This window comes from Micromonospora sp. NPDC048907, assembly GCF_055586885.1.
On sequence record NZ_JBVJHI010000004.1, the window covers coordinates 332,960 to 358,126 of the forward strand.

The following is a 25,167-nucleotide window of genomic DNA, read 5'->3' on the forward strand; positions in this document are numbered from 1 at the left end:
GTCAGCAGAACCAGCCGTCCTGCACCCAGCCGTTGCGGTTGACGTGGCCGTAGGCGAAGCCGTAGATGTAGCCGCCGCTCCTGGGCCCCTTCACCTGGAAGGTCTGCCCGGCGTACAGGGTGCCCATCCAGGCGCCCAGCGGTTCGGTGCGGACGAACAACGACTCGGCGCACACGGTCTCCCGCACGCCGATGGTGCCGTTGGCGGCCAGCGCCGGCGACGACACCGCCAGCAGCGCGACGGCCGTCGCGGCGGCGACCCCCAGGCGGGCCAGTCGCGTGGACCGGGAGGACGAGATCACCATGAGTCGTACCCTCCGATGCACTCGATGCGCAGGTAGCCCCAGTCGTTCGGGCCGAAGTCGAACGTCGCCGCCCAGCCGTTGTAGACCGGGTGGGCACCGGGCGTGTGACCGATCTTGTTGCCGTACTCGAGCACCCGCTTGAGGCCGTACGGGCCCGAGGCCGAGTCGTAGTTGTCGTAAAAGCTGGCGCTCTGGCAGATGTTGACGGCGTGGCGCGGCACCACGTAGGCCTGGGCGGCGGGAGGCGCCGCCAGCACGATGCCCAGTGCCGTCACGGCCGCGGCAGCCTTGGCAGACATTCGCATATTCAGCTCCCTCGTTGGAGGTGCGGGCACCGTAGCAGATTGCCACGGCCCGCTACAACGCTGTAGGTTTTCGCCAATCGGATCGAGGAGTGGCGATGGTCAGGTGGCGTGGCGTGACCCGGATCGTGACGGCGCTGGTCGCCGCCCTGGGGGTGACCGCCCTGGTCGCCCCGTCCCCCGCGGCCGCCTGGGGATACGGCGTCAACCGGGTGCAGACGGCGGCCGAGGACTCCTGGGCGCAGACCGGCATGGGACCGGGCTGGGTGCTGCTGAGCTACAAGGCCAACGGCCCGATGGTCGGCTACCTGTTCGCCCGCGACTTCGTCTTCGCCGACGGCACCGTCAAGTCCAGCTTCGACCACATGGACATCCGCGACACCGGCGACGCCAGCGCCGGCAACACCGAGGGCATCACCCGATGGCCCTGGGGCTACGCCGGCGGCAGCTTCGACGGGTGCGCGTACGCCTACGGCACGCGCAAGTTCGCCGTCGAGCGCAGCGGATTCTCGTCCTCGAGCTGCGCCAACGGCCCCACCGTGAGCGGCTCCAGCAACGCCGACGGCACCCCCGACCAGCTGCGCTGGTGGCATTCCGAGCAGGTGTTCTGCACGGCCAACGGCGTCGACCCGCTGTGCAGCCCCTACGGCGTGTGGAGCGAGAACAAGGGCGGCGGGCTCAAGGCCACCACCGCCCGCACGGCCTGCACCGCGTACGGCAACATCGGCGCCGCCGCGGCGTACGGGTCGGGGCCCGCCGTCGCCGTCCACCCGCTCGGGACGGCTCCGGCGGGCGCGCAGATCGACATCCGCTACGTCACCAAGGACCGTCAGTGGATCATGGCGAAGTGGAGCGGGAACCGGTTCGCCGCCGGGATCGCCTGGGCGTTCCTGCCCCGATCCTGCGTCTGGTGAGGTCGGTCAGCGCGCGCCGACGATCCGCAGCGCCATCTCGGCGTACCGGGCGGCGATGTACTCGGGGACCAGGTCGCCGCCGTCCCGGTACCACCGGCCCACGTCGACGCCGAGGGACAGCAGCGCGGCGGCCGCCATCCGCGGGTCCGGGGTCTCGAACACCCCGGCCGTGACGCCCGCCTCCACGAGCTGCCGGATCGCCTGCTCGATGTGGTGGCGGATCTCGCGGATCTCGGCCAGGTGCGCGGGGCTCAGCGCCGCCAGCTCGTAGTTCACCACCCGGGTGGTCGTGTGGTCGCGGGCGTGCGTCACGACAAAGTCGTGGACCACCCGCCGCAGCGCCGTGGCCGGGTCGGCGGACGAGGCGACCGCCTCCCGCACGAGCCGCAGCACGTGCTCGTGCCCCGACCGCGAGATCAGGTAGAGCAACTCCTCCTTGGACCGGTGGTGCACGTAGAGCGCGGCGGGGCTGAGCCCGGCCGCCGCGGCGATGTCACGGGTGGTCGTGCCGTGGAAGCCCCGCTCGGCGAACGCGCTGACGGCCGCGTCCAGCAGCCGGGCGCGCGTCGCGTCGGCGCGGGACTGCTCGGCACTGTCGGTCACCACGTCCGTCCCTCCCTCCTGAGCCTCGGCCGGCATTGATACCACAGATCGGCCGGGGTGGACCTGTTGACGAGGCGCGTGGGGCTGTCGCACACTCCCTCAGACACATTCTAAGCAAGCGCTTAGTAAGTCGGAGGAGGTGGCCGTGTCGGAGGCCCCGTCGAACAGATTCGCCGGCCGCACGGCGATCGTCACCGGTGCCAGCCGCGGCATCGGCCTGGCCGTCGCCGAGCGGCTGGTCGCCGAGGGCGCCCGGGTGGTGATCACGGGCCGCAGACAGGCGGCGTTGGACGAGGCCGTCGCCCGGTTGGGCGCCGGGCAGGCGGTCGGCGTCGCCGGCCACGCCGACGATCCCGACCACCAGGCGGAGGTGGTGGCCCGGGCGGTCGACGCCTTCGGCGGCGCGGACCTCCTGGTCAACAACACCGGCATCAACCCGGCGTACGGGCCGCTTGTCGGCCTGGACCTGGCCGCCGCCCGCAAGGTCTTCGAGGTGAACTGCCTCGCCGCGCTGTCCTGGGTGCAGCAGGTCCACCGGGCGTGGATGGGCGCGCACGGCGGCGCGGTCGTCAACGTCTCCTCGGTGGCCGGCGTCCGGCCGGCGGCCGGCATCGGCTTCTACGGCGCCAGCAAGGCGATGCTCACCCACCTCACCCAGCAGCTCGCCGTCGAGCTGGGCCCGGACATCCGGGTGAACGCGGTCGCCCCGGCCGTGGTGAAGACGCGGTTCGCCACCGCCCTCTACGAGGGCCGCGAGGAGGAGGTGGCGGCCGCGTACCCGCTCCGGCGGCTCGGCGTCCCCACCGACGTCGGCGGCGCCGTCGCGTTCCTGCTCTCCGAGGACGCCGCCTGGATCACCGGCCAGCTGCTCGTCGTGGACGGCGGCCTCACCCTCACCGGAGGTGTCTGATGCCGGTGCGGGACCGGGGCGTCGTCGTCACCGGCGCCGGGCACGGCATCGGCCGCGCGCTGGCCGCCCGGCTCGCCGCCGGGGGCGCCCGGGTCGTGGTCAACGACCTCGACGCCGAGGCGGCCCAGCGGGTGGCCGAGGCGATCGGCGGCGTCGCGGCTCCCGGCGACGCCGCCGGGGAGCGGGGCGTCGCCGCGCTGGTCGAGACCGCCCGGGGCCACCTGGGCCACATCGACGCCTGGTTCGGCAACGCTGGGATCGACCGCGGGCGCGGGCTGGACGCCGCCGAGGCGGAGTGGGCGGCCAGCCACGAGGTGAACGTCATGGCGCACGTACGCGCCGCGCGACTGCTGATCCCCGGCTGGGTCGAGCGCGGCGCGGGCCGCTTCGTGGTGACCGCGTCCGCGGCCGGGCTGCTCACGACGCTCGGGAACCCGGCGTACGCGGTCAGCAAGCACGCCTGCGTCGCCTTCGCCGAGTGGCTGTCGGCGACCTACCGGCATCGCGGGATCGTGGTGCAGGCCGTCTGTCCCCAGGGCGTACGGACCCGGATGCTCGACAACAGCGGACCGCTGCGGGACCTGATCAGCCGCGACGGCGCGCTCACCCCCGAGGACGTGGCCGAGGCGACGTGGCAGGCAATGCACGACGACCGGTTCCTGGTCCTGCCGCACCCCCGGGTCGCCGACTACTACCGGCACCGTGCCACCGACACTGACCGCTGGCTCGACGGCATGAACAAGCTCCAGCGGCAGATCGAGGACGAGGGGGGCTTCCGATGAAGGCATGGCGGGTGACCGCGCTCGGCGAGCCGGTCGACGTGCTGCGGCTCGTCGACGTGGCGGACCCGGCCCCGGGCCCGGGGCAGCTCGTGGTCCGGGTGCTGGCCAGCCCGGCGAACTTCCCCGACGTCCTGATGTGCCGCGGTGAATACCAGGTCAAGCCGGAACTGCCGTTCACCCCGGGGGTCGAGCTGTGCGGCGAGGTCGTCGCCCTCGGCGCCGGGGTGACCGGGTTCGCCGTCGGCGACCGGGTGCTCGGCGGCGCGACGCTGCCGCACGGCGGGTTCGCCGAGTACGCGCTGCTGGACGCCGCGAGCACGTTCCCCGCGCCGGCGGCGCTCGACGACGCCGAGGCGGCGGCCCTCTACATCGGCTACCAGACCGGCTGGTTCGGCCTGCACCGGCGGGCCGGGCTACGCGCCGGCGAGACGCTGCTGGTGCACGCCGCGGCCGGCGGCGTCGGCAGCGCGGCGGTCCAGCTCGGCCGGGCGGCCGGCGCCCGCGTCATCGGGGTGGTGGGCGGCCCGGAGAAGGCGGAGGTGGCCCGCGCCCTCGGCGCCGACGTGGTGGTGGACCGGCGCGCCGAGGACTTCGTCGAGGTGGTCAAGGCCGAGACCGGCGGCCGGGGCGCCGACGTCGTCTACGACCCGGTCGGCGGGGACACCTACCAGCGTTCGACGAAGTGTGTCGCCTTCGAGGGCCGGATCCTCGTGCTCGGCTTCGCCGGTGGCCGGATCCAGTCCGCCACGCTCAACCACGCCCTCGTGAAGAACTACTCGATCGTCGGCCTGCACTGGGGCCTCTACCAGCGCCACGACCCGGCCGCCGTCGTCGAGTGCCACCGTGCCCTCACCGCGCTGGCCGCCCAGGGCGCCGTCCGGCCCCTGGTCAGCGAGCGCCTCCCGCTCGCCGAGGTGGCCGACGGGGTGCAGCGGCTCGCCGACGGCTCCACCGTCGGCCGGGTGGTGTACGTCCCATGACCGTTCCCGGCGCCGACCTGTCCCGTCCGTACCCAGCGAGGAGCTGACCGCCATGACCATCACCCGCACCGCCGTCGTCACCGGAGCGGCCCGCGGCATCGGGGCCGGCGTCGCGAGGCGACTGGCCCGCGACGGCGTCGCCGTCGCCGTCGTCGACCTGGACGAGGCGGCCGCCGAGCCGGTCGCCGACGAGATCCGGACCGCGGGCGGCCGCGCCCTGGCCGTCGGCGCCGACGTCGCCGACGAGGAGGCGGTGCGGGCGGCCGTGGACCGGATCGCCGGGGAGCTGGGCGAGCCCGCGATCCTGGTCAACAACGCCGGCATCACCCGGGACAACCTGCTGTTCAAGATGACCACCGACGACTGGGACGCGGTGGTGAACGTGCACCTGCGAGGCTCGTTCCTCATGACCCGCGCGGTGCAGGGCCACATGACCAGGGCCGGTTGGGGGCGGATCGTCAACCTGTCCAGCACCTCCGCCCTGGGCAACCGGGGTCAGGCCAACTACGCGGCCGCGAAGGCGGGGCTGCAGGGCTTCACGAAGACCCTCGCCCTCGAACTCGGGAAGTTCGGGGTGACGGCCAACGCCATCGCCCCGGGGTTCATCGAGACCGAGATGACCGCCGCCACCGCGTCCCGGCTCGGCGTGCCCTTCGAGGAGTTCAAGCAGGCCGCCGCGGCGCAGATCCCGGTCGCCCGCACCGGCACGCCCGAGGACGTCGCGCACGCCGTGTCGTTCTTCGTGAGCGAGGCGGCCGGCTTCGTGTCGGGCCAGGTGCTGTACGTGGCCGGCGGGCCGAAGGCCTGAGAGGAGGCGGCGACGATGAAGGTCTTCCAGGGCATCGAGGAGCTGGAGCGGGCGGTCGGCACCCACCTCGGGCACTCCGGCTGGCACCGGATCACGCAGCAGCAGATCGACGCCTTCGCCGAGGCCACCGGCGACCACCAGTGGATCCACGTCGACCCGGAGCGGGCGGCGCGCAGCCCGTTCGGCGGCACCATCGCCCACGGCTACCTCACGCTGTCGCTGGTGCCCATGCTGGTCTGGCAGGTCTACCGGGTGGAGGGGTTGAGCATGGGCGTGAACTACGGCGCCAACAAGCTCCGCTTCCCCGCCCCGGTCCCCGTCGACTCCGAGGTGCGGGCCGGCGTGGAGCTGCTGTCGCTGGCGCCCGGCGGCGGTGGCCACCAGCTGACCGCGAAGGTGACCGTCGAGGTGGCCGGCGCCGCGAAGCCGGCCTGCGTCGTCGAGACCGTCAGCATCCTCGTCCCGTGACCGGTCCGGCCCCACAGGACCCGCCCGGCCTCGACCTGGCCCGGCTCGGCGACTGGTTCGCGGCCGAGGTGCCGGGGGCGGGGCGGCTGTCGACCGCCCGGCTGGTCACCGGCGGGAAGTCCAACCTCACCTACGAGGTCGGTGACGGGCGGTCGGCGTGGATCGTGCGGCGGCCCCCGCTGGGGCACGTCCTGTCGACCGCGCACGACATGGCCCGGGAGTACCGGGTCATGTCGGCGCTGCGCGCCACCGACGTGCCGGTGCCGGCGACGTACGCGCTCTGCCCGGACGCCGGCGTGCTGGGCGCGCCGTTCTACGTCATGGAGCGGGTCGCCGGCACGGCGTACCGGCACGCGGCCGAGCTGGAGCCGCTCGGCCCGGAACGCACCCGGGACATCTCCACCCGCCTGGTCGACACGCTGGCCACCCTGCACGCGGTCGACCCGGCGGCCGTGGGGTTGGCCGACTTCGGCCGGCCCGAGGGATTCCTGGGCCGGCAGGTGCGGCGGTGGCGGAAGCAGCTCGACGCGTCGCACTGCCGGGACCTGCCGGCCGCCGACGAGCTGTACGCCCGCCTGGCGTCCGGGGTGCCGGCCGATTCGGCGCCGGGGATCGTGCACGGCGACTACCGCCTCGACAACGTGCTCGTCGACGACCGCGACCGCCTCGCCGCGGTGATCGACTGGGAGATGGCCACCCTCGGCGACCCGCTCACCGACCTGGCGCTGCTGGTCCTCTACCAGCGTCTCGGCCGGCTCGTCGGGACGGCGGTGGCCGAGGCGTCCTCCGCGCCCGGCTTCCTGACCGAGGACGAGATCCTCGGCCGGTACGCGACGGCGAGCGGCCGGGCCCTCCCGTCCCTCGGTTTCCACCTCGGCCTGGCGGCCTTCAAGCTGGCCGCGATCCTCGAGGGCATCCACTTCCGCCACCTGCGTGGCCAGACCGTCGGCGCCGGCTTCGCGCAGCTCGGCGAGGTCACCGAGCTCCTCCTCGACGCCGGCCTGACCTATCTGAAGGAGCACTGATGGACTTCTCGCTGGACCCGCGGACCGAGGGGCTGCGCGACAACCTCCTGGACTTCATGGACCGCCAGGTCCACCCGGCCGAGGCCGTCTTCCACGAGCAGCTCGGTCAGCTCGGCGACCGCTGGGCCTGGGACTCGGTGCCCGTGCTCGCGCAGCTGCGCACCGACGCCCGCAAGCGCGGCCTGTGGAACCTGTTCCTGCCGGGCGAGCACGGCGCCGGCCTGACCAACCTCCAGTACGCCCCGCTCGCGGAGATCACCGGGCGCAGCCACCTGGCGCCCGCCGTGCTGAACTGCGCCGCCCCGGACACCGGCAACATGGAGGTGCTGGCGATGTTCGGCACCGGCGAGCAGCGCAGGCGGTGGCTGGAGCCGCTGCTCGACGGTGCGATCCGGTCGTCGTTCGCCATGACCGAGCCCGACGTGGCCTCGTCGGACGCCACGAACATCGCCACCCGGATCGAGCGGGACGGCGACCACTACGTGATCAACGGCCGGAAGTGGTGGATCACCGGCGCCATGAACCCGAACGCCCGGATCTTCATCGTCATGGGCAAGACCGATCCGTCCGCCGAGCGGCACCGCCAGCAGTCCATGGTGCTCGTCCCGCGGGACACCCCCGGCCTGGAGATCGTCCGCGGCATGGAGGTGTTCGGGTACGACGACCACGACCACGGCGGGCACGCCGAGCTGGCGTTCCACGACGTCCGCGTGCCGGTGGAGAACCTGATCGGCGGCGAGGGCGACGGCTTCGCGATCGCCCAGGCCCGGCTCGGCCCCGGCCGCATCCACCACTGCATGCGCTCCATCGGCCTGGCCGAGCGGGCCGTCGAGCTGATGTGCGCCCGGGCCGAGCAGCGGGTCGCGTTCGGCCGGCCGCTGGCCGAGCAGGGCGTGGTCCGGGAGTGGATCGCCGAGTCGCGGGTGCGCATCGAGCAGCTGCGCCTGCTGGTGCTCAAGACGGCCTGGCTGATGGACACGGTCGGCAACAAGGGCGCGCACACCGAGATCCAGGCCATCAAGATCGCCACCCCGGCGACCGTGCAGTGGATCCTGGACAAGGCGATCCAGGTGTACGGCGCCGCCGGCCTGTCCCAGGACTTCCCGCTGGCCCGGGCGTACGCCGGCATCCGCACCCTGCGGTTCGCCGACGGCCCCGACGAGGTGCACCGCAACGCCCTGGCGCGGCACGAGCTGCGGCGCCAGGCCGCCGCGCGGCAGCGGGTCGGCGGCGAGCGCCCGACGATCTAGGGTGGTGGCATGGCAGGTCCCACCCCCTCCGCCGCCGGGAATCCGCTCACCGTGCTCACCCTGGACGAGCTGCGGCGGCGCAGCAGCGTGAAGTGGCGGATGCACCCGCAGGACGTGCTTCCCCTCTGGGTCGCCGAGCAGGACGTGCCCCTCGCTCCTCCGGTGGCCGACGCGCTGCGCCGGGCGATCGACCTCGGCGACACCGGTTACCCGCACGGGACGGCGTACGCCGAGGCGATCGGGGGGTTCGCCGCCGACCGGTGGGGCTGGCAGGGCTTCCGCGTCGACCACACCACCGTCGTGCCCGACGTGATGATGGGCATCGTCGAGGTGCTCCGGCTGGTCACCGACCCCGGCGACGCCGTGGTGGTCTGCTCCCCCGTCTACCCGCCGTTCTACGCCTTCGTGAGCCACGCCGGCCGGCGGGTGGTCGAGGCTCCGCTCGGACCCGACCTGCGGATGGATCCCGCCGCCCTGGACGAGGCGTTCCGCCGGGCCCGGGCCCTCGGCTCCCGGCCCGCGTTCCTGCTGTGCAACCCGCACAACCCGACCGGCGTGGTCCACCGCCGGGACGAGCTCGACACGGTGGCCGACCTGGCCGCCCGGCACGGCGTACGGGTGGTCTCCGACGAGATCCACGCCCCGCTGGTGCTCCCCGGGGCGCGCTTCACCCCGTACCTCACGGTGGCCGGCGCCGAGGACGCCTTCGCCCTGACCTCCGCCTCCAAGGCGTGGAACCTCGCCGGTCTCAAGGCGGCGCTCGCGGTCGCCGGGCCGCGGGCCGTCGCCGACCTGCGCCGCATGCCGGAGGAGGTCGGCCACGGTCCCAGCCACCTGGGCGTCCTCGCGCACACCGCGGCGTTCCGTGCCGGCGGGCCGTGGCTCGACCTCCTCCTCGACGGCCTCGACGCCAACCGCGCCCTGCTGGAGAGCCTGCTCGCCGAGCACCTCCCGGCGGTCACCCACCACCGTCCCGAGGGGACCTACCTCGCCTGGCTGGACTGCACCGCGCTGGGCCTCGCCACCGAGCAGCCGCCCGGCGAGCCCGGGGTGGCCAGCGACATCGCGGGGCCGGCGAGGATGTTCCTCGACCGGGCGCGGGTCGCCCTCAGCTCGGGCCACGTGTTCGGCACCGGCGGAGCCGGCTTCGTACGCCTCAACTTCGCCACCTCCCCGGCGATCCTCACCGAGGCGGTCACCCGGATGGGCCGGGCCGTCGACACGCTCGTGCCGCCGGTTCCCGGCGTACCGGCGGAGCCAACCGCCGGTGGCCCGACTCACGGGCGTACCGCCGTTTCGGGTTGATCCACCCCGGGTACCTGCGATCTGCCCGCCGGTGGGGGTCCGAGGTGACCGCCACGGTGCGCGACCGCTGTGGAGGGAAGGGCAGGGTCACTCGGTGGTGAATTCGTCCGTGAGGCCGACGATGGCGAGGACCGCCGCGGTGATCCGCGAGGGCCTGCGCAGCACCAGGGTGCACCCGGCGGAGCCGGCCCGCGTGCGGATCGTCAGCAGCGCGGTGACACCGGCGGCGCAGAAGAACGTGACCGCGCTCAGGTCGAGCACCAGCACCGGGGGCGCGTGGCCGGACAGCAGCCGGTCGACGAGGCGGACGAGCGGGTCGACGGTTGCCATGTCGACGGGACCGCCGATCGCCACCACGGCCGCCGGACCTTCCCGGGTCAGCGCCAGGGACAGGGTCGGCCGGCGGGTGACCTGCGGCGCCGCCGGGTGCTGCGCGTGATGGACGGACATGAGCTGCTCCTCGCGTGAGGGTGGCGGACCGGGCTGATGCCCGGCTCGCTCGTCGGCGCCCCGGGCAGTGGTCCTGGGCTCATGTCCGAACCCACCTCGACCCTAGCCCCGTCCCACCCGATTGGCACCCTGCCGATCCGGGAAAATGTTTGCTCTCCGACAAAGGAAGGCAGTGGTCACGGCTCCGCAGGGAGCCGGCACAGGACGTTCAGGAGGTAGCGGTGCCGTCCGATGCTGCTGACCGGCATCTGGCCTCGGCCTACGGCCGGCTGCTGACGCTGCTCGCCGATTCGCCGCACGTCGACGTGTTCCTGGACCAGCTGGTCCGGGTCGCGACGGAGGTCGTCACCCCCGCGGTGGCCTGCGGGTTGACGATGCGCCGGGACGACGGCGCGTTCACCGTCGCCAGCAGCGGCGACCTCGCCGCGCGGGGCGACGAGATCCAGTACGGGGCGGACGAGGGGCCCTGTCTCGACGCCCTCCGCCAGGGGCAGGTCGTTGAGGTGCGCGACCTGCGCACGGACGACCGCTGGTGCGACTACCGGCAACACGCGCTCCGGCTCGGCGTCGCCAGCTCGCTGTCACTGCCCGTGACGGTCGACGGCGAAGTCGTCGGCGCGTTGAACCTCTACGCCACCGAGCCGCACGCGTTCACCGACCGGGCACGGCGGCAGGCCCTGGCGTTCACGGACCAGGGGTCGACGGCGCTGAGCGTCATCCTCCGTCAGACCGACCAGGCCGTCCTGCATCGGCAGCTCACCGACGCGATGGTCTCCCGCAGCGTCATCGACCAGGCCCTCGGGGTGGTCATGGGCCAGCAGCGGTGCACCGCGGCGGAGGCATTCGCCCTGCTCCGGCGGGCGTCGCAGCACCGCAACCGCAAGCTGCGGGACCTGGCCGCCGAGATCATCACCCAGGTCAGCGGCGAGTCACCGCAGCCGGCCCCCGAATTCGTGCCGCCGCGTCAGCAGTCCTGAGGGAGTCGGCCCGGCCGGCGGCGGCCACGACGGGTGCGGCGACGGCCGCGGGCAGGGCCCGCGGCCGTCGCCGGTCGGAGGGTGTTCAGCGGTGGCGCAGCGGGGCCAGCGCCGTGCTCCAGGCCACGACCTGGTCGAGGGTGGTGGTGAGCGCGTCGTGCTGGAACTGGCTGGGCTTGAAGACGCTGAAGTTCTCGAAGTCGGTGAACAGCGACAGCGCCACCTGGGACCGCACGTCGGCCATCTGCAGCTCGCCGGCGATCAGGCGCAGGTGCTCCACGGCCCGGGTGCCGCCCGCGGAGCCGTAGCTGACGAACCCGACGGCCTTGTTGTTCCACTCGGCGTAGAGGAAGTCGATGGCGTTCTTCAGGGCGCCCGAGGTGGAGTGGTTGTACTCCGGGGTGACCATCACGAACCCGTCGAACGACGCGATGGTGCTGGCCCAGCGCAGCGTGTGCGGCTGGGTGTACTGGCCCATCGCCGGCGGGTACGCCTCGTCCAGGTGCGGCAGCTGGTGGTCGAGCAGGTCGACGAGCTCGTACTCCGCGTCGCCGCGCTGCTTGGCGACGTCGAACACCCAGCGGGCGACCGCCTCGCCGTTGCGGCCCGGGCGGGTGCTGCCGAGGATGATTCCGATCCTGGTCATGTCGGGAAGCCCTTCCAAAGTACTTGCCTGGTCAAGGAAAAGCTAGCGGTTTGTTGCTTCGTCAAGCAACCTCCTAGGCCGTGGCGGTCGTCACCGTCGCGACGTGTCATTGCTCGGTCAAGCAAGTAGGATGGGGGGATGCCCGCCGCCGCACCGAAGTCCCCGCGCCCCCTCGACGCCGAGGAGGAGGCGCTGGTCCGCTCGCTGGGCCGGATCATGCACGTGCTGCCCCGCGCCATCGACGCCGACATGGTCGGCGACCGCCAGCTGCCGCTCACCGAGTACACGGCGCTGATGCATCTCTCCGAGGCGCCCGACCGGCGGATGCGGATGAGCGACCTCGCCGCGGCGTGCCAGCTCTCCCTGAGCGGGATGACCCGCACCATCGCCCGGCTGGAGACGCAGGGCCTGGTCGAGCGGGTCAAGTGCGCCGAGGACGCGCGCGGGTGGAACGCCGTCCTCACCGACGCCGGTCTCGCCCGGCTCCAGGAGTCCTGGCCGAGTCACCTGGCCAGCGTGCGGCGGCGGTTCCTCGACCACTTCGAGGGCATCGACCTCGTCCAACTTGCCCGCGCGTTCCAGCGCGTCGGAACCGCCGACTGAGCCCTCGCGCGGCGGCCCGGACCGGTCCGGCCGTCCGCGGGGCGCGGGCGGCCGGACCGGCCGGTCAGCTCAGCAGCTCCCGGACGCGCGGGACGACCCGCGTGCCGTAGAGCTCGATGCAGGTCATCAGAGCCTCGTGCGACAGGCCGCCCATGCCGTACTTCATCTCGAAGCGGTTCGCGCCGAGCACGCCGAGGTTCGCGGCGATCTTCCGGGCGACGGTCTCGGGCGACCCGACGTACAGCGCGCCGTGCGGCCCGACCTCGCGCAGGAGGGACTCCCGGGTCGGCACGGCGAAGCCGCGGGTCCGGGCCACCCGGCGGATCGCCTCCTGGTAGCGGGGGAAGAACTCCTCGCGGGCCTGCTCGTCGGTCGCGGCGACATGCCCGGGCGAGTGCACGCCGATCGGCAGGGGATCCTTGCCGAGCTGCGCGAGCGCCTGGTGGAACAGCCGGGAGAAGGGGGCGAAGCGGGCCGGCGACCCGCCGATGATCGCGAGCATCAGGCCGTAGTCGTACCGGGCGGCCCGGATCACCGACTGCGGGTTGCCGCCCACGCCGATCCAGGCCGGGAAGGGTCCCGACTCGGTGTGCGGCACGACGTCCTGCTCGTGCAGCGGCGCCCGCATGGTGCCCTTCCAGGTCACCGGTCCACCCCTGCGCAGCTCGGCGAAGAGCTGCGCCTTCTCCTCGAAGAGCTGCTCGTAGTCGGCCAGGTCGTAGCCGAACAGCGGGAACGAGTCGATGCTGGACCCGCGGCCGAGGATCACCTCGGCCCGACCGCCGGAGACCGCGTCGAGGGTGGAGTAGCGCTGGAAGACGCGTACCGGGTCGTCGGAGCTCAGCACCGTGACGGCCGAGCCGAGCCGGATCCGGGTGGTGCGGGCGGCGATCGCGCCCAGCACCACGTCGGCGGCCGACAGCGGGAAGTCGTCGGTGTGGTGCTCGCCGATGCCGAAGAAGTCCACGCCGACCTGGTCCGCGAGGACGCCCTGCTCGACGATGTCACGGATCGTGCGGGCGTGCGAGAGCGGCCGGTCGTCGGCGTCGTGGGTGACGTCGCCGAAGGTGTCCAGGCCGAGCACGAGGGGGAAGGCGGCCGGGCGTACCGGATCCGACGGTGCTGTGGTCACGATGAGCCTCTATCTGTGTGGTGGGTGCGGGCGAGCGCCCGCGTGAACTCGGTCCGGCCCAGGGACACGCCGAAGACCGGGCCGCCGGGTTGGAGCAGGCGGCCGGCGGGCAGGCCGTCCAGCGGGACGGCGTCGTAGCCGATGCGTTCGACGAGATCGGCCACGGTCCGCACGGCGGCGGGGTCGTCGCCGGCGACGCCGAGCGCGCGGCGGTCCGGCGCTCCCGGCGGGCGGCGGTCGTCCTCCAGCTCGTGGTAGCCGATGTGGTTCAACGTCTTCACGACGCTCGACCGGGCGAGCCGCCGCTGGACGATCTCGCTGCTGCCGTACGCCGGGTCGTCGAACATCTCCTGGACGCCGTCGACGGGCGGCCAGTAGTTCATCGTGTCGACGACGAGCCGGCCGGCGAGCAGGGCGGGATCGAGGTCCGGAAACCGGTGCAGCGGTATGGCCAGCACGACGATCCCGGCGTCCGCGACGGCGTCGGCGGCCCAGCGCGCCTCGGCGCCGGGAGCCAGCACGTCGGTGATCAGGGCGATGTTCGCGGGGTCCCCGGAGGCCGCGATCGTCACCGGATACCCGGCGGCCGTCGCCACCCGGGCGATCACCGGTCCGGTGTGCCCGGCGCCCAGCACGGCCACCCGCGGCCGGGACGACAGCGCCGTCGTCGCGGCCGGGGCGACGCCCGCCGCGGCGAGATCGTCGTCACGCATGCCTGCACCTCATTTCCTTGACCGGTCAAACATATCTCCTATGCTTGACTGGTCAAGGAAATTTCGGTCACACGAGACTCGGGCGCGGTCACCGGTCCCCGGGAACGACCAGGCCGGACTCGTACGCCACGACGACGGCCTGGGTGCGGTCGCGCAGGCCGAGCTTGGCGAGCACGCGGCTGACGTGGGACTTCACCGTCTCCTCCCCCACGACCAGCCGGGCGGCGATCTCCGGGTTCGACAGTCCCTCGGCGATCAGCCGCAGGACCTCGGTCTCCCGGGCGGTGAGCGTGCGGAGCGCCGCGTCCGGCTCCCGGCGGCGTACCCGCATCCGGGCGAACTCGGCGACGAGCCGCCGGGTCACCGTCGGGGCGAGCAGCGCCTCCCCCGCGGCGACGACCCGGACGGCGTCGAACAGGCGCTCGGCGGTCGCGTCCTTCAGGAGGAAACCGCTCGCGCCGGCGCCGAGCGCGTCGTACACGTGCTCGTCGAGGTCGAACGTCGTCAGCATCAGCACCCGGGGCGGCTCCGGGTCGGCGAGCAGCCGCCGGGTGGCCTCGATGCCGTCCATCCCCGGCATCCGGATGTCCATGAGCACCACGTCCGGGCGCACCTGCCGGCAGATCCGCACGGCCTGCCCGCCGTCGGCGGCCGAGCCGACGACCGTGAAGTCGGGCTGGGTCGCCAGCAGGACCTCGAAGGCGGCACGCACGACGTCCTGGTCGTCGACCACGACGATCCGGGTGGCGGTCACGGCGCGGCACCCTTCGTCGGCAGGACGGCCTCGACGAGGAACCCGGCGCCCGGCGCCGCGCCGGCCGTGACCTGGCCACCGACCATGGCCGCCCGTTCCCGCATCCCGGCCAGCCCGTGCCCGCGGTCGCCCGCCGGGGCGGGGCCGGGGCCGTTGTCGTAGACCCGCACGCTGAGGTCGTCGCCGCGGTAGTGCAGCTCGACGTCGACGGCCGCGCCGGGGGCGTGGCGGCGGGCGTTCGTCAGCGCCTCCTGCACGATGCGGTACGCCGTCAGCTCGACACCGGGATCGAGAGGCTCGACGGAGCCGCTGACGATCAGGCGTACGCCGCTGCCCACGGCCGCGTCGCGTACCTCGTCGAGGAGGGCGTTGAGCTCGCGGAGCCCGGGTTGGGGGCGGCGGCTCGGCTCGGCGTCCACGTCCTCCCGGAGCACGCCCAGCAGACGCCGCATCTCCGTCAGCGCGACCCGCGCGGTGTCCCCGATGGCGGTCAGCCGCCGGGCCCCCTCCACGGGCAGCCCCGGTGTCGCGAGGCGGGCCGCCTCGGCCTGCAGGGCGATCATGGTGATGTGGTGCGCCACCACGTCGTGGAGTTCCCGGGCGATGCGGGCCCGTTCCCCGCGGGCCGCGTACTTCATCAGCGTCGCCGCCGACGACTGTTCGTCGGCCCGGTGGCGACGCCGCTCGTCCCGCAGCCGCACCGCCGCCCCGGTGGCCGCCGCCACCGCGGCGACGGCCAGCAGGAGCAGGGCCACGGGCCGCCCGCCCGGTCGGTCGCCGGACAGCGGCGCGGCCGCGTACGCGGCAAGGGGCAGGACCAGCGCGCCGGCCGTGCTCAGTGGACGCCGGTGGCCGGCGATCCCGTAGAGCACCGCCAGCGCGGTGACCCCGGCGACGGTGACCGGATAGGAGATCACCAGGCCGGAGAGCACCGCCGCGGCGGACAGGACGGCCGCCGTCGCGGGCCAGAGCCGGACCAGGGCGACGGGGGCGACCACGGCGAGCGCGAGGAGAACCGCGATCGCGGTGGGCCGGCGGTGGTACGCGCCCGCCATCGCCTCGATCACCGCCACGGCGCCGAGGGCGGCCGTGGCGGAGGCCGGCCCGATCCCCTTCACGACCGCCATTCTCACCGGCCGCGGCCTCGGTGTCGTCCCCCCGGCGGGGACCCGGCCTCCCCCACGCGAGGGAGGCGGGCGCCGGCCGAAGACCCCTCCGCGCCGTGACGCGCCGGGCGGTCACCGCCGCCTAACGTCCCTGCCATGGAACCCACGATCGAGGTACGCGCGCTCCACAAGCGCTACCGCACCGCCGTCGCGGTGGACGGCCTGTCGTTCACCGTCCGGGCGGGCGAGGTGACCGGTTTCGTCGGGCCGAACGGGGCCGGGAAGTCGACGACCATGCGGCTGATCCTCGGACTCGACGCGCCGGACGGGGGCGAGGCCCTGGTCAACGGCCGCCCCTACCGGTCGCTGCGGGCGCCGCTGACCCAGGTCGGTGCGCTCCTCGACGCGTCGGCGCTGCACCCCGGCCGGCGCGCCCGCGACCATCTGCTCTGGCTGGCCCACAGCAACGGCATCGGCGGGCGCCGGGTCGCCCAGGTGCTCGACCAGGTGGGCCTGGCCTCGGCCGCCCGCCGCCGGACCGGGGGCTTCTCGCTGGGCATGCGGCAGCGGCTGGGCATCGCCGCCGCCCTGCTCGGCGACCCGCCGGTGCTGATGTTCGACGAGCCGGTCAACGGCCTCGACCCGGACGGCATCGTGTGGATCCGGGGCCTGATGCGGGCCCTGGCCGCCGAGGGACGGGCGGTCCTGGTCTCCAGCCACCTGATGAGCGAGCTGGAGGACACCGCCGACCATCTGATCGCGGTGGGCCGGGGCCGCCTGATCGCCGACACGAGCGTGGCCGCGCTGCTGGCCGCGGCGTCCGGGGACCGCGTCGAGGTCACCACCACGCAGCGGGCCGAGGCGACGACCGTGCTGGCCAACGGCGGCGCGACCGTCACCGTGGCCGGTCCGGACACCGTCGTCGTCGACGGGCTGGCCGGCGACCGGGTGGCGGCGCTGCTGAGCGGGGCCGCCGTCGCGTTCTCGGAGCTGCGCCGGCACCGGGCGTCGCTGGAGGAGGCGTACATGGATTTGACGCGTGGCGCCATCGAGTTCGCGCCCGAGACCGGGGCCCCGGCGGCCGAAGGGAGCGTGCGGTGACCGCCCGAGAGTCCTTCCCCGGCCTGCTGCTGGCCGAGTGGACCAAACTGCGGTCGGTGCGGCGCTGGGTCGTCACGCTGCTCGGCGCGGCGGCGTTGACCGTCGGCCTGAGCTACCTGGCCGCGTCGAGCAGCAGGACGAACATCAACGAGCACGCCGAGTTCGTGAGCGGGCCGCACGGCGAGCCGGTCGCCGACGACTTCTACTTCGTGCACCAGCAGGTCACGGGCGACGCGACGCTCACCGTGCGGGTCGCGTCGCTGGCACCCGAACCGTTCGGGCGCGAGGCGACGGGCCTGGACGGGATGACCAGGCTCGCGGATCCGAGCCCGTTCGCCCCGCCCGCGGCCGGCATCATGATCAAGGACGGCACCCGGCCCGGCTCGTCGTACGCCTCGCTGATGCTGACCGCCGGTCAGGGCGTACACCTGCAGTGGGACTTCGACGCGGACCGCAAGGGCAGCGCGGCCGGCGGGGCCCGGTGGTTGCGGCTGGTGCGCTCGGGCACCACGATCACCGGGTACGAGTCGGCCGACGGCGCCGCGTGGCAGAAGATCGGCACGGCGACGCCGAAGAACCTCCCGTCCACCGTCGAGATCGGCTTCTACGTCTCGTCGCCGGCGGAGGTGTACACGTCGCGGGGCGGCGGCAGCTCGTCCGTCGGCGAGCGCCCGACCAGCACCCGGGCGTCGTTCGACAACGTGCGGCTCAGTTCGGAGGGCACCTGGCACGGCGAGGCCGTCGGCCGTGCGGACCGGCTCGGCGGGAAGGGCGGCGTCCGCGCCGGCGGCCAGGTCACCGAGACCGGCGACGGCTACACCGTGGTGGGCACCGGCACCGTCGGCCCGCGGCCGCCGGACGACGACATGGTCGAGATCGCGCTGGTCGGCGTCATCGCCGGGCTCATGGCCCTCATCGCGATCGGGGTCCTCTACGCCACGTCGGAGTACCGGCGGGGCATGATCCGCACGACGTTCGCCGCGACCCCGCGCCGGGGCCGGGTGCTGGCCGCGAAGGCGGTCGTCCTCGGCGCGACCTCGTTCCTCGTGGGGCTGGTGGGCGCGGTCGGCTCGTTCGTGCTCGCCGTCCCGGCCCTGCGCGAGCGCGGTTTCACGACGCCGGCCTTCCCCCGCCCGTCCCTCACCGATCCCCTGGTGCTCCGGGCGCTGCTGCTGACCGCCGCGTTCCTGGCCGGTGTCGCGGTGGTCGGCCTCGCCGTCGGCGTGCTGTTGCGGCACAGCGCGGCTGCGATCACGATCACGGTCCTCCTCGTGCTCGGGCCGCTGGTCGTCGGCATGATCCTGCCGGGCACCTCACCGAGATGGCTCATGTACACCACGCTGGCCGGTGGGCTGGCCACCCAACGGGCGAAACCGCCGACGGTCACGCTCGCCGAGCCGTGGGCCCTGATCGGGCCGTGGGCCGGGATCTGCGTGGTCGCGGCGTGGGTCGCCCTCACCCTCGGGCTCGCGTGGTGGCAGCTGCGCCGGCGGGACGCGTGACGGCGGGACGGCCGCTCCGGGCCCTGCGGGCGGAGTGGACGAAGCTGAGGACGCTCCCGAGCACCGGCTGGCTGACGCTGCTCACCGTCGCCGGCACGGTGGGCGTCGGGTTGGCGGTCACCGGGTCGCTGGACCGCGGGCACTGCGGTCCGCCCTGCGCCCCCGACCTCACGAAGCTGACCCTGGGGGGCGTCCGCCTCGGCCAGGTGGGGATCGTGGTTCTCGCGGTCCTGGCGGTGACGGCGGAGTACAGCACGGGGACGATCCAGCCGACGCTCACCGCCGTGCCACGCCGGTTCCTGGTGGTGCTGGGCAAGCTCGGCGCCCTGGCCGTCCTCGGGACGACCGCCGGCGCGCTGCTGGCCGCCGGCTCCCTGGCGGCCGGCCGGGTGATGCTGCCCGGCAGCGGGTTCGACCCGGCGCACGGCTTCCCCGCGCTGTCGCTCGCCGACGACCTCACCCGACGGGCGGCCATCGGCACGGTGCTCTACACGGGGCTCGTCACCCTGCTGGCGGCGGGGCTCGGGCTGCTCCTGCGCGACACCGCCGGTGCGGTGACGGCGGCGCTGGCCCTGCTCTACGGCTCGCCCGTTGTCGCCATGTTCGTCACCGACCCGACCTGGCAGCACCGCATCCACCGGTTCGCCCCCATGGACGCCGGGCTGACCATCCAGTCAACGCGCGACCTCGCCGCGGAACACATCGGCCCCTGGGCCGGGCTCGGCGTCCTGTCCCTGTACGCGGCCGCGGCGGTCATCGCCGGGTCGGTGGTGTTCCAGCGCCGCGACACCCCCTGACCGCCAAAAACTTTTGTTCGGTTCCTACAACTGGCGCCGCCCAGGCTTCGGCGGTTACGACATGGCGCCGCCCGCCCGCAGACGGAAAGGTGATCACTGCCGGGGGCCGTCGCCTCGCGGCGCGTACATCGTGGGTCCAACGGAGGGGTCGGTCGGGTGTTCAGCCGTATCGCCATCGTCAACCGTGGGGAGGCCGCGATGCGGCTCATCCACGCCGTCCGGGAGCTGGCCGCGGAGACCGGGACCCGGATCGAGACCGTCGCCCTGCACACCGACGTCGACCGGGACGCCACGTTCGTGCGGGAGGCCGACGTCGCCTACGATCTCGGTCCCGCGTCCGCGCGCCCGTACCTGAACCTGGCCGTGCTGGAGCGCGCGCTGGTGGAGACCCGGGCGGACGCCGCCTGGGTCGGCTGGGGCTTCGTCGCCGAGGACCCGGCGTTCGCCGAGCTGTGCGAGAAGGTCGGGGTCACCTTCGTCGGGCCCAGCCCGGAGGCCATGCGCCAGCTCGGCGACAAGATCGGCGCGAAGCTGATCGCCGAGGAGGTCGGCGTGCCGGTGGCGCCGTGGAGCCGCGGCGCGGTGGAGACCCTGGACGCCGCCCGGGCGTCGGCGGCCGAGATCGGCTACCCGCTGATGCTGAAGGCCACCGCCGGCGGCGGCGGGCGCGGCATCCGCGTGGTCACGAACGAGGCCGAGCTGGTCGACGCGTACGAGCGCACCAGCCAGGAGGCGGCGAGGGCGTTCGGCAGCGGCATCGTGTTCCTGGAGCGCCTGGTCACCGGCGCCCGGCACGTCGAGGTCCAGGTGATCGCCGACGGTCAGGGCACCGCGTGGGCGCTGGGGGTCCGGGACTGCTCGGTGCAGCGGCGCAACCAGAAGGTCATCGAGGAGTCGGCGTCGCCGGTGCTCAGCCCGGCGCAGGCCGCGGAGCTCAAGGCGTCGGCCGAACGGCTGGCCGTGGCGGTCGGTTACCGGGGCGCGGCGACCGTCGAGTTCCTCTACCACCCCGGTGACCGGCTGTTCGCGTTCCTGGAGGTCAACACCCGCCTGCAGGTGGAGCACCCGATCACCGAGTCCACCACCGGGTTCGACCTGGTCAAGGCGCAGCTGCACGTGGCCGCGGGCGGGCGCCTGGACGGCGAGCCGCCCGCGGAGCGGGGCCACGCCATCGAGGCCCGGCTGAACGCCGAGGACCCGGACCGCGACTTCGCGCCCTCCCCCGGTCGCATCGCCCGCCTGGACCTGCCCGCCGGGCCGGGCATCCGGGTGGACACCGGCGTCAGCGAGGGCGACACCATCCCCGCCGACTTCGACTCGATGATCGCGAAGATCATCGCCTACGGCCGCGACCGCGACGAGGCCCTCGGCCGGCTCCGCCGGGCCATGGCGAACACCACGGTGATCATCGAGGGCGGCGCGACGAACAAGAGCTTCGTGCTCGACCTGCTCGACCAGCCCGAGGTCATCGACGCCAGCGCGGACACCGGCTGGATCGACCGGGTCCGCGGCGAGGGCCGCCTCGTCGCGCACCGGCACTCCGCCGTCGCGCTGGCCGCCGCCGCCATCGAGGCGTACGAGGAGGAGGAGCGCGTCGAGCGGCAGCGGCTGCTGTCGACGGCGGCCGGCGGCCGACCGCAGGTGCAGCACTCCAGTGGCCGGCCGCTGGACCTCAAGCTGCGCGGCGTCGGCTACCGGATGCGCGTGGCCCGCGTGGGGGCGCACCGGTTCCGGGTCGGCATCGAGACGGCCGGCGGCGTCCGCACCGCCGACGTCGAGCTGGACCGCTTCGACCGGCACACCGGGCAGATCGTCGTCAACGGCGCCCGGTACCGCCTGCTCACCGACACGCACGGCCCGATCCACCTGGTCGAGGTGGACGGGGTCACGCACCGGGTCAGCCGGGACGAGGGCGGCGTGCTCCGCTCCCCCATGCCGGCGCTGGTCGTGGCCACCCCGCTGGCCGTCGGCGCCGAGGTCGAGGCGGGCGCGCCGGTCCTGGTGCTGGAGGCCATGAAGATGGAGACGGTGCTGCGGGCGCCGTTCCGGGCGCGACTGAAGGAGTGCGCCGTCTCCGTGGGCAGCCAGGTGGAGGCCGGGGCGCCGCTGCTGCGGCTGGAGCCGGTCGCCGACGACGGCGCTGAGGCCGCCGACGCCCCGGCCGCGGCCGCCGTCGAGCTGGACCTGCCCGTCGAGCCCGCCGAGGTCCCGGCCCGCACGCGGGCCGCCCGCGGCCAGGAGGACCTGCGCGGCCTGCTGCTGGGCTTCGACGTCGATCCGCACAACGACCGCCGGGTGATCGACGACTACCTCGCCGCCCGCCGGGCCGCCACCGAGGAGGGCCACCGGCCGCTGGCCGAGGAGCTCGACCTCGTCAACGTCTTCGCCGACCTGGCCGAGCTGAGCCGCAACCGGCCGACCGGCGAGGACGGCGACGGCCACGTCCCGAGCGCCCGCGAGTACTTCCACACCTACCTGCAGAGCCTCGACATCGAGCGGGCCGGGCTGCCGAACGCGTTCCAGGCCAAGCTCGCCAAGGCGCTCGGCCACTACGGGGTCGGCGACCTGGAGCGCTCCCCCGCGCTCGAGGCCGCCGTGTTCCGGATCTTCCTCGCCCAGCAGCGGGCGTCGGCCGACGCCACGGTCGTCGCGACGCTGCTGCGGTCGTGGCTGCGGGAGCCGCCGCCGGACGACTCGCTGCGCGAGCCCGCGGGCCTGGCGCTGGAGCGGCTGGTGGCCGCCACGCAGGTCCGCTTCCCGGTGGTCGCCGACCTCGCCCGGGGCGTGGTGTTCGCCTGGTTCGCCCAGCCGCTGCTGCGCCGCAACCGCGCCCGCGTCTACGCCGAGGTCCGCCGGCACCTGCGCCACCTGGACGCGCACCCGGACGCCCCGGACCGCGGTGACCGCGTCGCCGAGATGGTGCGCAGCACCGAGCCGCTGGTGCGGCTGCTCGGCCAGCGGCTGGTGCGCGACCACCTCGACAACGCGGTGATGCTGGAGGTGCTGACCCGGCGGTACTACGGGAACAAGGGGCTCACCGGCGTCGGCACCCGCGAGGTCGCGGGGTGCACCTTCGTGGTCGCCGAGCGCGCGGACTCGCGCGTGGTGTCCGCCGCGGTGCGCTTCGACGCGCTCGCCGGCGCCCTGCGCGGGCTCGCCGAGCTGGCGGTCGGCCCGGACCCGATCGACGCCGACATCTACCTCGCGTGGGAGGACCAGCCGGAGGACTTCGACGGGATGGCCGCCGCGCTGCACGAGGTCATCGAGGCGCAGCCGCTGCCGCCGCAGGTCCGCCGGGTCACCACCACCGTGGCGGGCCGTGCCGGCGCGGTGATGCACCACCACTTCACCTTCCGCCCGTCGGGCGGCGGGATGGCCGAGGAGCGGCTGATCCGCGGCCTGCACCCGTACATCGCCCAGCGGATGCAGCTGGAGCGGCTGCACAAGTTCGACCTGACCCGCCTGCCGTCGTCGGACGAGGAGGTCTACCTCTTCCAGTGCGTGGCGCGGGAGAACCCGTCGGACCAGCGCCTGGTGGCGTTCGCGCAGGTGCGCGACCTGACCGCGCTGCGCGAGCACGACGGGCGGCTGGTCGCCCTGCCGACCACCGAGGACACCGTCGCCGCCTGCCTGGACTCGATCCGGCGGGCCCAGTCGCAGCGACCGGCGAAGACGCGCTTCCAGACCAACCGCATCGTGATCTACGTCTGGCCGCCGAGCGAGCTGACCCGCGAGGAGATGGAGATGATCGCCGGGCGGGTCCGCCCGACGACCGCGGGCGCCGGGCTGGAGGAGATCCTGTTCATCGCGCGGCAGCGCGACCGGAGGACCGGCGAGCTGACCAAGATCGCCGTACGGATCTCGTTCAACGCCACCGGCGGCGCCGAGCTGAGCGTCGGGGAGCCGCCGGTCGAGCCGGTCGAGCCGCTGGACGACTACCGGCTGAAGGTGCTGCGCGCGAGCAGCCGCAACACGGTGTACCCGTACGAGCTGACCGGCCTGCTCGGCGACTTCGTCGAGCACGACCTGGACGACCGGCACGCGCTGGTGCCGGTCGACCGGCCCCGGGGGCGCAACACCGCGGCGATCGTCGCGGGTGTGGTCACCACGCCGACCCCGCGGCACCCGCAGGGCGTCACCCGGGTCGTGCTGCTCGGCGACCCCACGAAGGCGCTCGGGGCGCTGTCCGAGCCGGAGTGCCGCCGCGTGATCGCGGCGCTGGACCTGGCCGAGCGGATGGGGGTGCCGCTGGAGTGGTACGCGCTGTCCGCGGGCGCCCGGATCTCCATGACCTCCGGCACGGAGAACATGGACTGGGTGGCGGCCGCGCTCAAGCGGATCGTCGAGTTCACCCAGGACGGCGGTGAGATCAACATCGTGGTGGCGGGCATCAACGTCGGCGCGCAGCCGTACTGGAACGCCGAGGCGACGATGCTCATGCACACCCGGGGCGTCCTGGTGATGACGCCGGACTCGGCCATGGTGCTGACCGGCAAGCAGTCGCTCGACTTCTCCGGCGGCGTGTCGGCCGAGGACAACTTCGGCATCGGCGGCTACGACCGGGTGATGGGCCCGAACGGGCAGGCGCAGTACTGGGCGCCGGACCTCCCGGCCGCCCGGGACGTGCTGATGGCGCACTACGACCACACGTACGTGGCGCCGGGCGAGTCGGCGCCGCGCCGGGCGGCGACCACCGACCCCGTCGACCGGGACATCTCGGACTTCCCGCACGCCGTGGCCGGCAGCGACTTCACCACCGTCGGCGAGATCTTCTCCACGGGGGCCAACCCGGACCGGAAGAAGCCGTTCGACATCCGGACCGTGATGCGGGCGCTCGCCGACCAGGACCACCCGGTGCTCGAACGTTGGGCGGGCATGGCCGACGCGGAGACCGCGGTGGTGCAGGACGTGCACCTCGGCGGCATCCCGGTGTGCCTGCTCGGCATCGAGTCCCGGTCGGTGCCGCGCCGCGGCTTCCCGCCCACCGACGGCCCGGACACCTACACGGCGGGCACGCTGTTCCCGCGCTCGTCGAAGAAGGCCGCGCGGGCGATCAACGCGGCCAGCGGCAACCGGCCGCTGGTGGTGCTGGCGAACCTGTCGGGCTTCGACGGCTCGCCGGAGTCGATGCGCAAGCTGCAGCTGGAGTACGGCGCCGAGATCGGCCGCGCCATCGTGAACTTCCGCGGGCCCATCGTGTTCTGCGTGATCTCGCGCTACCACGGCGGCGCGTTCGTGGTGTTCTCGAAGGCGTTGAACCCGCAGATGACCGTGCTGGCGCTGGAGGGCTCGTTCGCCTCGGTGCTGGGCGGCGCCCCGGCCGCCGCGGTGGTCTTCTCCGGCGACGTCAACGCCCGCACCGCCGCCGACCCGCGGGTGCGGGACCTGGAGGCCCGGGTGGCGGCCGCCGCCGGCGCCGACCGCGCCGCGCTGACCGCGGAGCTGGACGAGCTCCGCTCGTCGGTCCGCGCGGAGAAGCTCGGCGAGGTGGCCACGGAGTTCGACCGGGTGCACAGCATCCAGCGCGCCGTCGAGGTCGGCTCGGTCGACGCCGTCATCCGCGCGGCGGAACTCCGCCCGCGCGTCATCGAGGCCATCGAGGCCCACCTGCGGTGACCGCCCGGCGCGGGGGGGGGCCCCCCCCCCCCCCCCCCGCGGCCCCCCCCCGGGCCCCGCGGCCAAAACCGGGGCCCTTCTGCGGGGGGGGGGGTTTAATTGGGTTGGGGGGGCTGGTA

The 25,167-nt window shown here is 74.0% G+C and carries 24 protein-coding genes; 15 read left to right on the forward strand and 9 right to left on the reverse strand.

Features of this window, described 5'->3' with window-relative positions; genetic code table 11:
* Position 1 precedes the first annotated feature (1 nt).
* Together ACZ6PY_RS15590 and ACZ6PY_RS15595 are read right to left on the reverse strand one after the other, a co-directional pair.
* Entirely contained in the window at positions 2-304 is a 303-nt protein-coding gene (locus ACZ6PY_RS15590; protein WP_466072670.1) for a hypothetical protein, read from the reverse strand.
* Positions 298-609, reverse strand: a complete 312-nt coding sequence (locus ACZ6PY_RS15595; protein WP_466072672.1) for a hypothetical protein — start codon at positions 607-609, stop codon at positions 298-300. The genes ACZ6PY_RS15590 and ACZ6PY_RS15595 overlap by 7 nt, the downstream gene beginning before the upstream one ends.
* A 95-nt stretch (positions 610-704) precedes the next feature.
* Between ACZ6PY_RS15595 and ACZ6PY_RS15600 the strand changes: the two genes are divergently transcribed.
* Positions 705-1,520, forward strand: a complete 816-nt coding sequence (locus ACZ6PY_RS15600) for a hypothetical protein (RefSeq protein ID WP_466072674.1) — start codon at positions 705-707, stop codon at positions 1,518-1,520.
* 6 nt (positions 1,521-1,526) lie between these two features.
* Here the strand turns inward: ACZ6PY_RS15600 and ACZ6PY_RS15605 are convergent, their stop codons facing one another.
* Positions 1,527-2,126 (reverse strand): TetR family transcriptional regulator, encoded by a 600-nt coding sequence (locus tag ACZ6PY_RS15605; RefSeq protein ID WP_466072676.1) that lies wholly within the window; start codon positions 2,124-2,126, stop codon positions 1,527-1,529.
* Between the two features lie 142 nt (positions 2,127-2,268).
* Here ACZ6PY_RS15605 and ACZ6PY_RS15610 point away from each other — a divergent pair, with 142 nt between their 5' ends.
* Genes ACZ6PY_RS15610 through ACZ6PY_RS15645 form a run of 8 tightly spaced genes read left to right on the forward strand, consistent with a single transcriptional unit; the run spans position 2,269 to position 9,651 of the window.
* A complete protein-coding gene (locus tag ACZ6PY_RS15610) occupies positions 2,269-3,033 on the forward strand; it encodes an SDR family oxidoreductase (RefSeq protein ID WP_466072678.1) in 765 nt (254 codons plus the stop codon).
* On the forward strand, positions 3,033-3,815 hold the full coding sequence (locus tag ACZ6PY_RS15615) for an SDR family oxidoreductase (RefSeq protein WP_466072680.1): 783 nt from the start codon (positions 3,033-3,035) through the stop codon (positions 3,813-3,815). The genes ACZ6PY_RS15610 and ACZ6PY_RS15615 overlap by 1 nt, the downstream gene beginning before the upstream one ends.
* Complete coding sequence (locus tag ACZ6PY_RS15620) at positions 3,812-4,795, forward strand: NADPH:quinone oxidoreductase family protein (protein WP_466072682.1); 984 nt, start codon at positions 3,812-3,814, stop codon at positions 4,793-4,795. The genes ACZ6PY_RS15615 and ACZ6PY_RS15620 overlap by 4 nt, the downstream gene beginning before the upstream one ends.
* A gap of 52 nt (positions 4,796-4,847) precedes the next feature.
* Positions 4,848-5,603 carry a 3-oxoacyl-ACP reductase FabG gene (gene fabG / locus ACZ6PY_RS15625; protein ID WP_466072684.1) on the forward strand — a complete coding sequence of 252 codons (756 nt, stop codon included), beginning with the start codon at positions 4,848-4,850 and terminating at the stop codon, positions 5,601-5,603.
* A gap of 15 nt (positions 5,604-5,618) precedes the next feature.
* Positions 5,619-6,071 carry a MaoC family dehydratase gene (locus ACZ6PY_RS15630; protein WP_466072686.1) on the forward strand — a complete coding sequence of 151 codons (453 nt, stop codon included), beginning with the start codon at positions 5,619-5,621 and terminating at the stop codon, positions 6,069-6,071.
* Positions 6,068-7,096 (forward strand): phosphotransferase family protein, encoded by a 1,029-nt coding sequence (locus ACZ6PY_RS15635; RefSeq protein WP_466072688.1) that lies wholly within the window; start codon positions 6,068-6,070, stop codon positions 7,094-7,096. The genes ACZ6PY_RS15630 and ACZ6PY_RS15635 overlap by 4 nt, the downstream gene beginning before the upstream one ends.
* Entirely contained in the window at positions 7,096-8,346 is a 1,251-nt protein-coding gene (locus ACZ6PY_RS15640; RefSeq protein ID WP_466072690.1) for an acyl-CoA dehydrogenase family protein, read from the forward strand. Before ACZ6PY_RS15635 ends, ACZ6PY_RS15640 begins: the two co-directional genes overlap by 1 nt.
* A gap of 9 nt (positions 8,347-8,355) precedes the next feature.
* Positions 8,356-9,651 (forward strand): MalY/PatB family protein, encoded by a 1,296-nt coding sequence (locus ACZ6PY_RS15645; protein WP_466072692.1) that lies wholly within the window; start codon positions 8,356-8,358, stop codon positions 9,649-9,651.
* 87 nt (positions 9,652-9,738) lie between these two features.
* On the opposite strand, the gene ACZ6PY_RS15650 is transcribed toward ACZ6PY_RS15645, so the two are convergent.
* Positions 9,739-10,101, reverse strand: coding sequence for an STAS domain-containing protein (locus ACZ6PY_RS15650; RefSeq protein WP_466072694.1), 363 nt, complete (start codon positions 10,099-10,101; stop codon positions 9,739-9,741).
* A gap of 221 nt (positions 10,102-10,322) precedes the next feature.
* Here ACZ6PY_RS15650 and ACZ6PY_RS15655 point away from each other — a divergent pair, with 221 nt between their 5' ends.
* The gene (locus ACZ6PY_RS15655) at positions 10,323-11,078 is read left to right on the forward strand and encodes a GAF and ANTAR domain-containing protein (RefSeq protein ID WP_466072696.1); all 756 of its coding nucleotides are present in this window, start codon (positions 10,323-10,325) and stop codon (positions 11,076-11,078) included.
* 85 nt (positions 11,079-11,163) lie between these two features.
* Here the strand turns inward: ACZ6PY_RS15655 and ACZ6PY_RS15660 are convergent, their stop codons facing one another.
* On the reverse strand, positions 11,164-11,724 hold the full coding sequence (locus ACZ6PY_RS15660) for an NADPH-dependent FMN reductase (RefSeq protein ID WP_466072698.1): 561 nt from the start codon (positions 11,722-11,724) through the stop codon (positions 11,164-11,166).
* Positions 11,725-11,862: 138 nt separating this feature from the next.
* On the opposite strand from ACZ6PY_RS15660, the gene ACZ6PY_RS15665 reads away from it, so the two are divergent.
* The gene (locus ACZ6PY_RS15665; protein WP_466072700.1) at positions 11,863-12,327 is read left to right on the forward strand and encodes a MarR family winged helix-turn-helix transcriptional regulator; all 465 of its coding nucleotides are present in this window, start codon (positions 11,863-11,865) and stop codon (positions 12,325-12,327) included.
* Positions 12,328-12,391: 64 nt separating this feature from the next.
* Here ACZ6PY_RS15665 and ACZ6PY_RS15670 read toward each other — a convergent pair whose 3' ends face one another.
* The 4 genes from ACZ6PY_RS15670 to ACZ6PY_RS15685 all read right to left on the reverse strand — a co-directional run bounded on the left by ACZ6PY_RS15670 (position 12,392) and on the right by ACZ6PY_RS15685 (position 16,053).
* Positions 12,392-13,459 carry an LLM class flavin-dependent oxidoreductase gene (locus ACZ6PY_RS15670; RefSeq protein WP_466072702.1) on the reverse strand — a complete coding sequence of 356 codons (1,068 nt, stop codon included), beginning with the start codon at positions 13,457-13,459 and terminating at the stop codon, positions 12,392-12,394.
* Positions 13,456-14,172: an NADPH-dependent F420 reductase gene (locus ACZ6PY_RS15675; protein ID WP_466072704.1), complete on the reverse strand. Its 717-nt coding sequence runs from the start codon at positions 14,170-14,172 to the stop codon at positions 13,456-13,458. The genes ACZ6PY_RS15670 and ACZ6PY_RS15675 overlap by 4 nt, the downstream gene beginning before the upstream one ends.
* Positions 14,173-14,260: 88 nt before the next feature.
* On the reverse strand, positions 14,261-14,926 hold the full coding sequence (locus ACZ6PY_RS15680; RefSeq protein ID WP_466072706.1) for a response regulator: 666 nt from the start codon (positions 14,924-14,926) through the stop codon (positions 14,261-14,263).
* Positions 14,923-16,053, reverse strand: coding sequence for a sensor histidine kinase (locus ACZ6PY_RS15685; protein ID WP_466073557.1), 1,131 nt, complete (start codon positions 16,051-16,053; stop codon positions 14,923-14,925). The genes ACZ6PY_RS15680 and ACZ6PY_RS15685 overlap by 4 nt, the downstream gene beginning before the upstream one ends.
* A gap of 135 nt (positions 16,054-16,188) precedes the next feature.
* Between ACZ6PY_RS15685 and ACZ6PY_RS15690 the strand changes: the two genes are divergently transcribed.
* From ACZ6PY_RS15690 to ACZ6PY_RS15705, 4 genes are all read left to right on the forward strand, one after another.
* Positions 16,189-17,133 carry an ABC transporter ATP-binding protein gene (locus ACZ6PY_RS15690; protein WP_466072708.1) on the forward strand — a complete coding sequence of 315 codons (945 nt, stop codon included), beginning with the start codon at positions 16,189-16,191 and terminating at the stop codon, positions 17,131-17,133.
* Positions 17,130-18,635, forward strand: coding sequence for a DUF1349 domain-containing protein (locus tag ACZ6PY_RS15695; protein WP_466072710.1), 1,506 nt, complete (start codon positions 17,130-17,132; stop codon positions 18,633-18,635). Before ACZ6PY_RS15690 ends, ACZ6PY_RS15695 begins: the two co-directional genes overlap by 4 nt.
* Complete coding sequence (locus ACZ6PY_RS15700; RefSeq protein ID WP_466072712.1) at positions 18,632-19,432, forward strand: ABC transporter permease; 801 nt, start codon at positions 18,632-18,634, stop codon at positions 19,430-19,432. Before ACZ6PY_RS15695 ends, ACZ6PY_RS15700 begins: the two co-directional genes overlap by 4 nt.
* 156 nt (positions 19,433-19,588) lie before the next feature.
* Positions 19,589-25,048, forward strand: a complete 5,460-nt coding sequence (locus ACZ6PY_RS15705) for an ATP-binding protein (protein ID WP_466072714.1) — start codon at positions 19,589-19,591, stop codon at positions 25,046-25,048.
* The last annotated feature ends 119 nt before the right edge of the window (positions 25,049-25,167 follow it).

Coding starts and splice junctions, on each gene's coding strand:
- ACZ6PY_RS15615 (WP_466072680.1), top strand. CDS start 3,033: ATGCCGGTGCGGGACCGGGGCGTCGTCGTCACCGGCGCCGGGCACGGC.
- ACZ6PY_RS15690 (WP_466072708.1), top strand. CDS start 16,189: ATGGAACCCACGATCGAGGTACGCGCGCTCCACAAGCGCTACCGCACC.
- ACZ6PY_RS15630 (WP_466072686.1), top strand. CDS start 5,619: ATGAAGGTCTTCCAGGGCATCGAGGAGCTGGAGCGGGCGGTCGGCACC.
- ACZ6PY_RS15645 (WP_466072692.1), top strand. CDS start 8,356: ATGGCAGGTCCCACCCCCTCCGCCGCCGGGAATCCGCTCACCGTGCTC.
- fabG (WP_466072684.1), top strand. CDS start 4,848: ATGACCATCACCCGCACCGCCGTCGTCACCGGAGCGGCCCGCGGCATC.
- ACZ6PY_RS15600 (WP_466072674.1), top strand. CDS start 705: ATGGTCAGGTGGCGTGGCGTGACCCGGATCGTGACGGCGCTGGTCGCC.
- ACZ6PY_RS15590 (WP_466072670.1), bottom strand. CDS start 304: ATGGTGATCTCGTCCTCCCGGTCCACGCGACTGGCCCGCCTGGGGGTC.
- ACZ6PY_RS15595 (WP_466072672.1), bottom strand. CDS start 609: ATGCGAATGTCTGCCAAGGCTGCCGCGGCCGTGACGGCACTGGGCATC.
- ACZ6PY_RS15620 (WP_466072682.1), top strand. CDS start 3,812: ATGAAGGCATGGCGGGTGACCGCGCTCGGCGAGCCGGTCGACGTGCTG.
- ACZ6PY_RS15665 (WP_466072700.1), top strand. CDS start 11,863: ATGCCCGCCGCCGCACCGAAGTCCCCGCGCCCCCTCGACGCCGAGGAG.
- ACZ6PY_RS15640 (WP_466072690.1), top strand. CDS start 7,096: ATGGACTTCTCGCTGGACCCGCGGACCGAGGGGCTGCGCGACAACCTC.
- ACZ6PY_RS15660 (WP_466072698.1), bottom strand. CDS start 11,724: ATGACCAGGATCGGAATCATCCTCGGCAGCACCCGCCCGGGCCGCAAC.
- ACZ6PY_RS15685 (WP_466073557.1), bottom strand. CDS start 16,053: ATGGCGGTCGTGAAGGGGATCGGGCCGGCCTCCGCCACGGCCGCCCTC.
- ACZ6PY_RS15650 (WP_466072694.1), bottom strand. CDS start 10,101: ATGTCCGTCCATCACGCGCAGCACCCGGCGGCGCCGCAGGTCACCCGC.
- ACZ6PY_RS15675 (WP_466072704.1), bottom strand. CDS start 14,172: ATGCGTGACGACGATCTCGCCGCGGCGGGCGTCGCCCCGGCCGCGACG.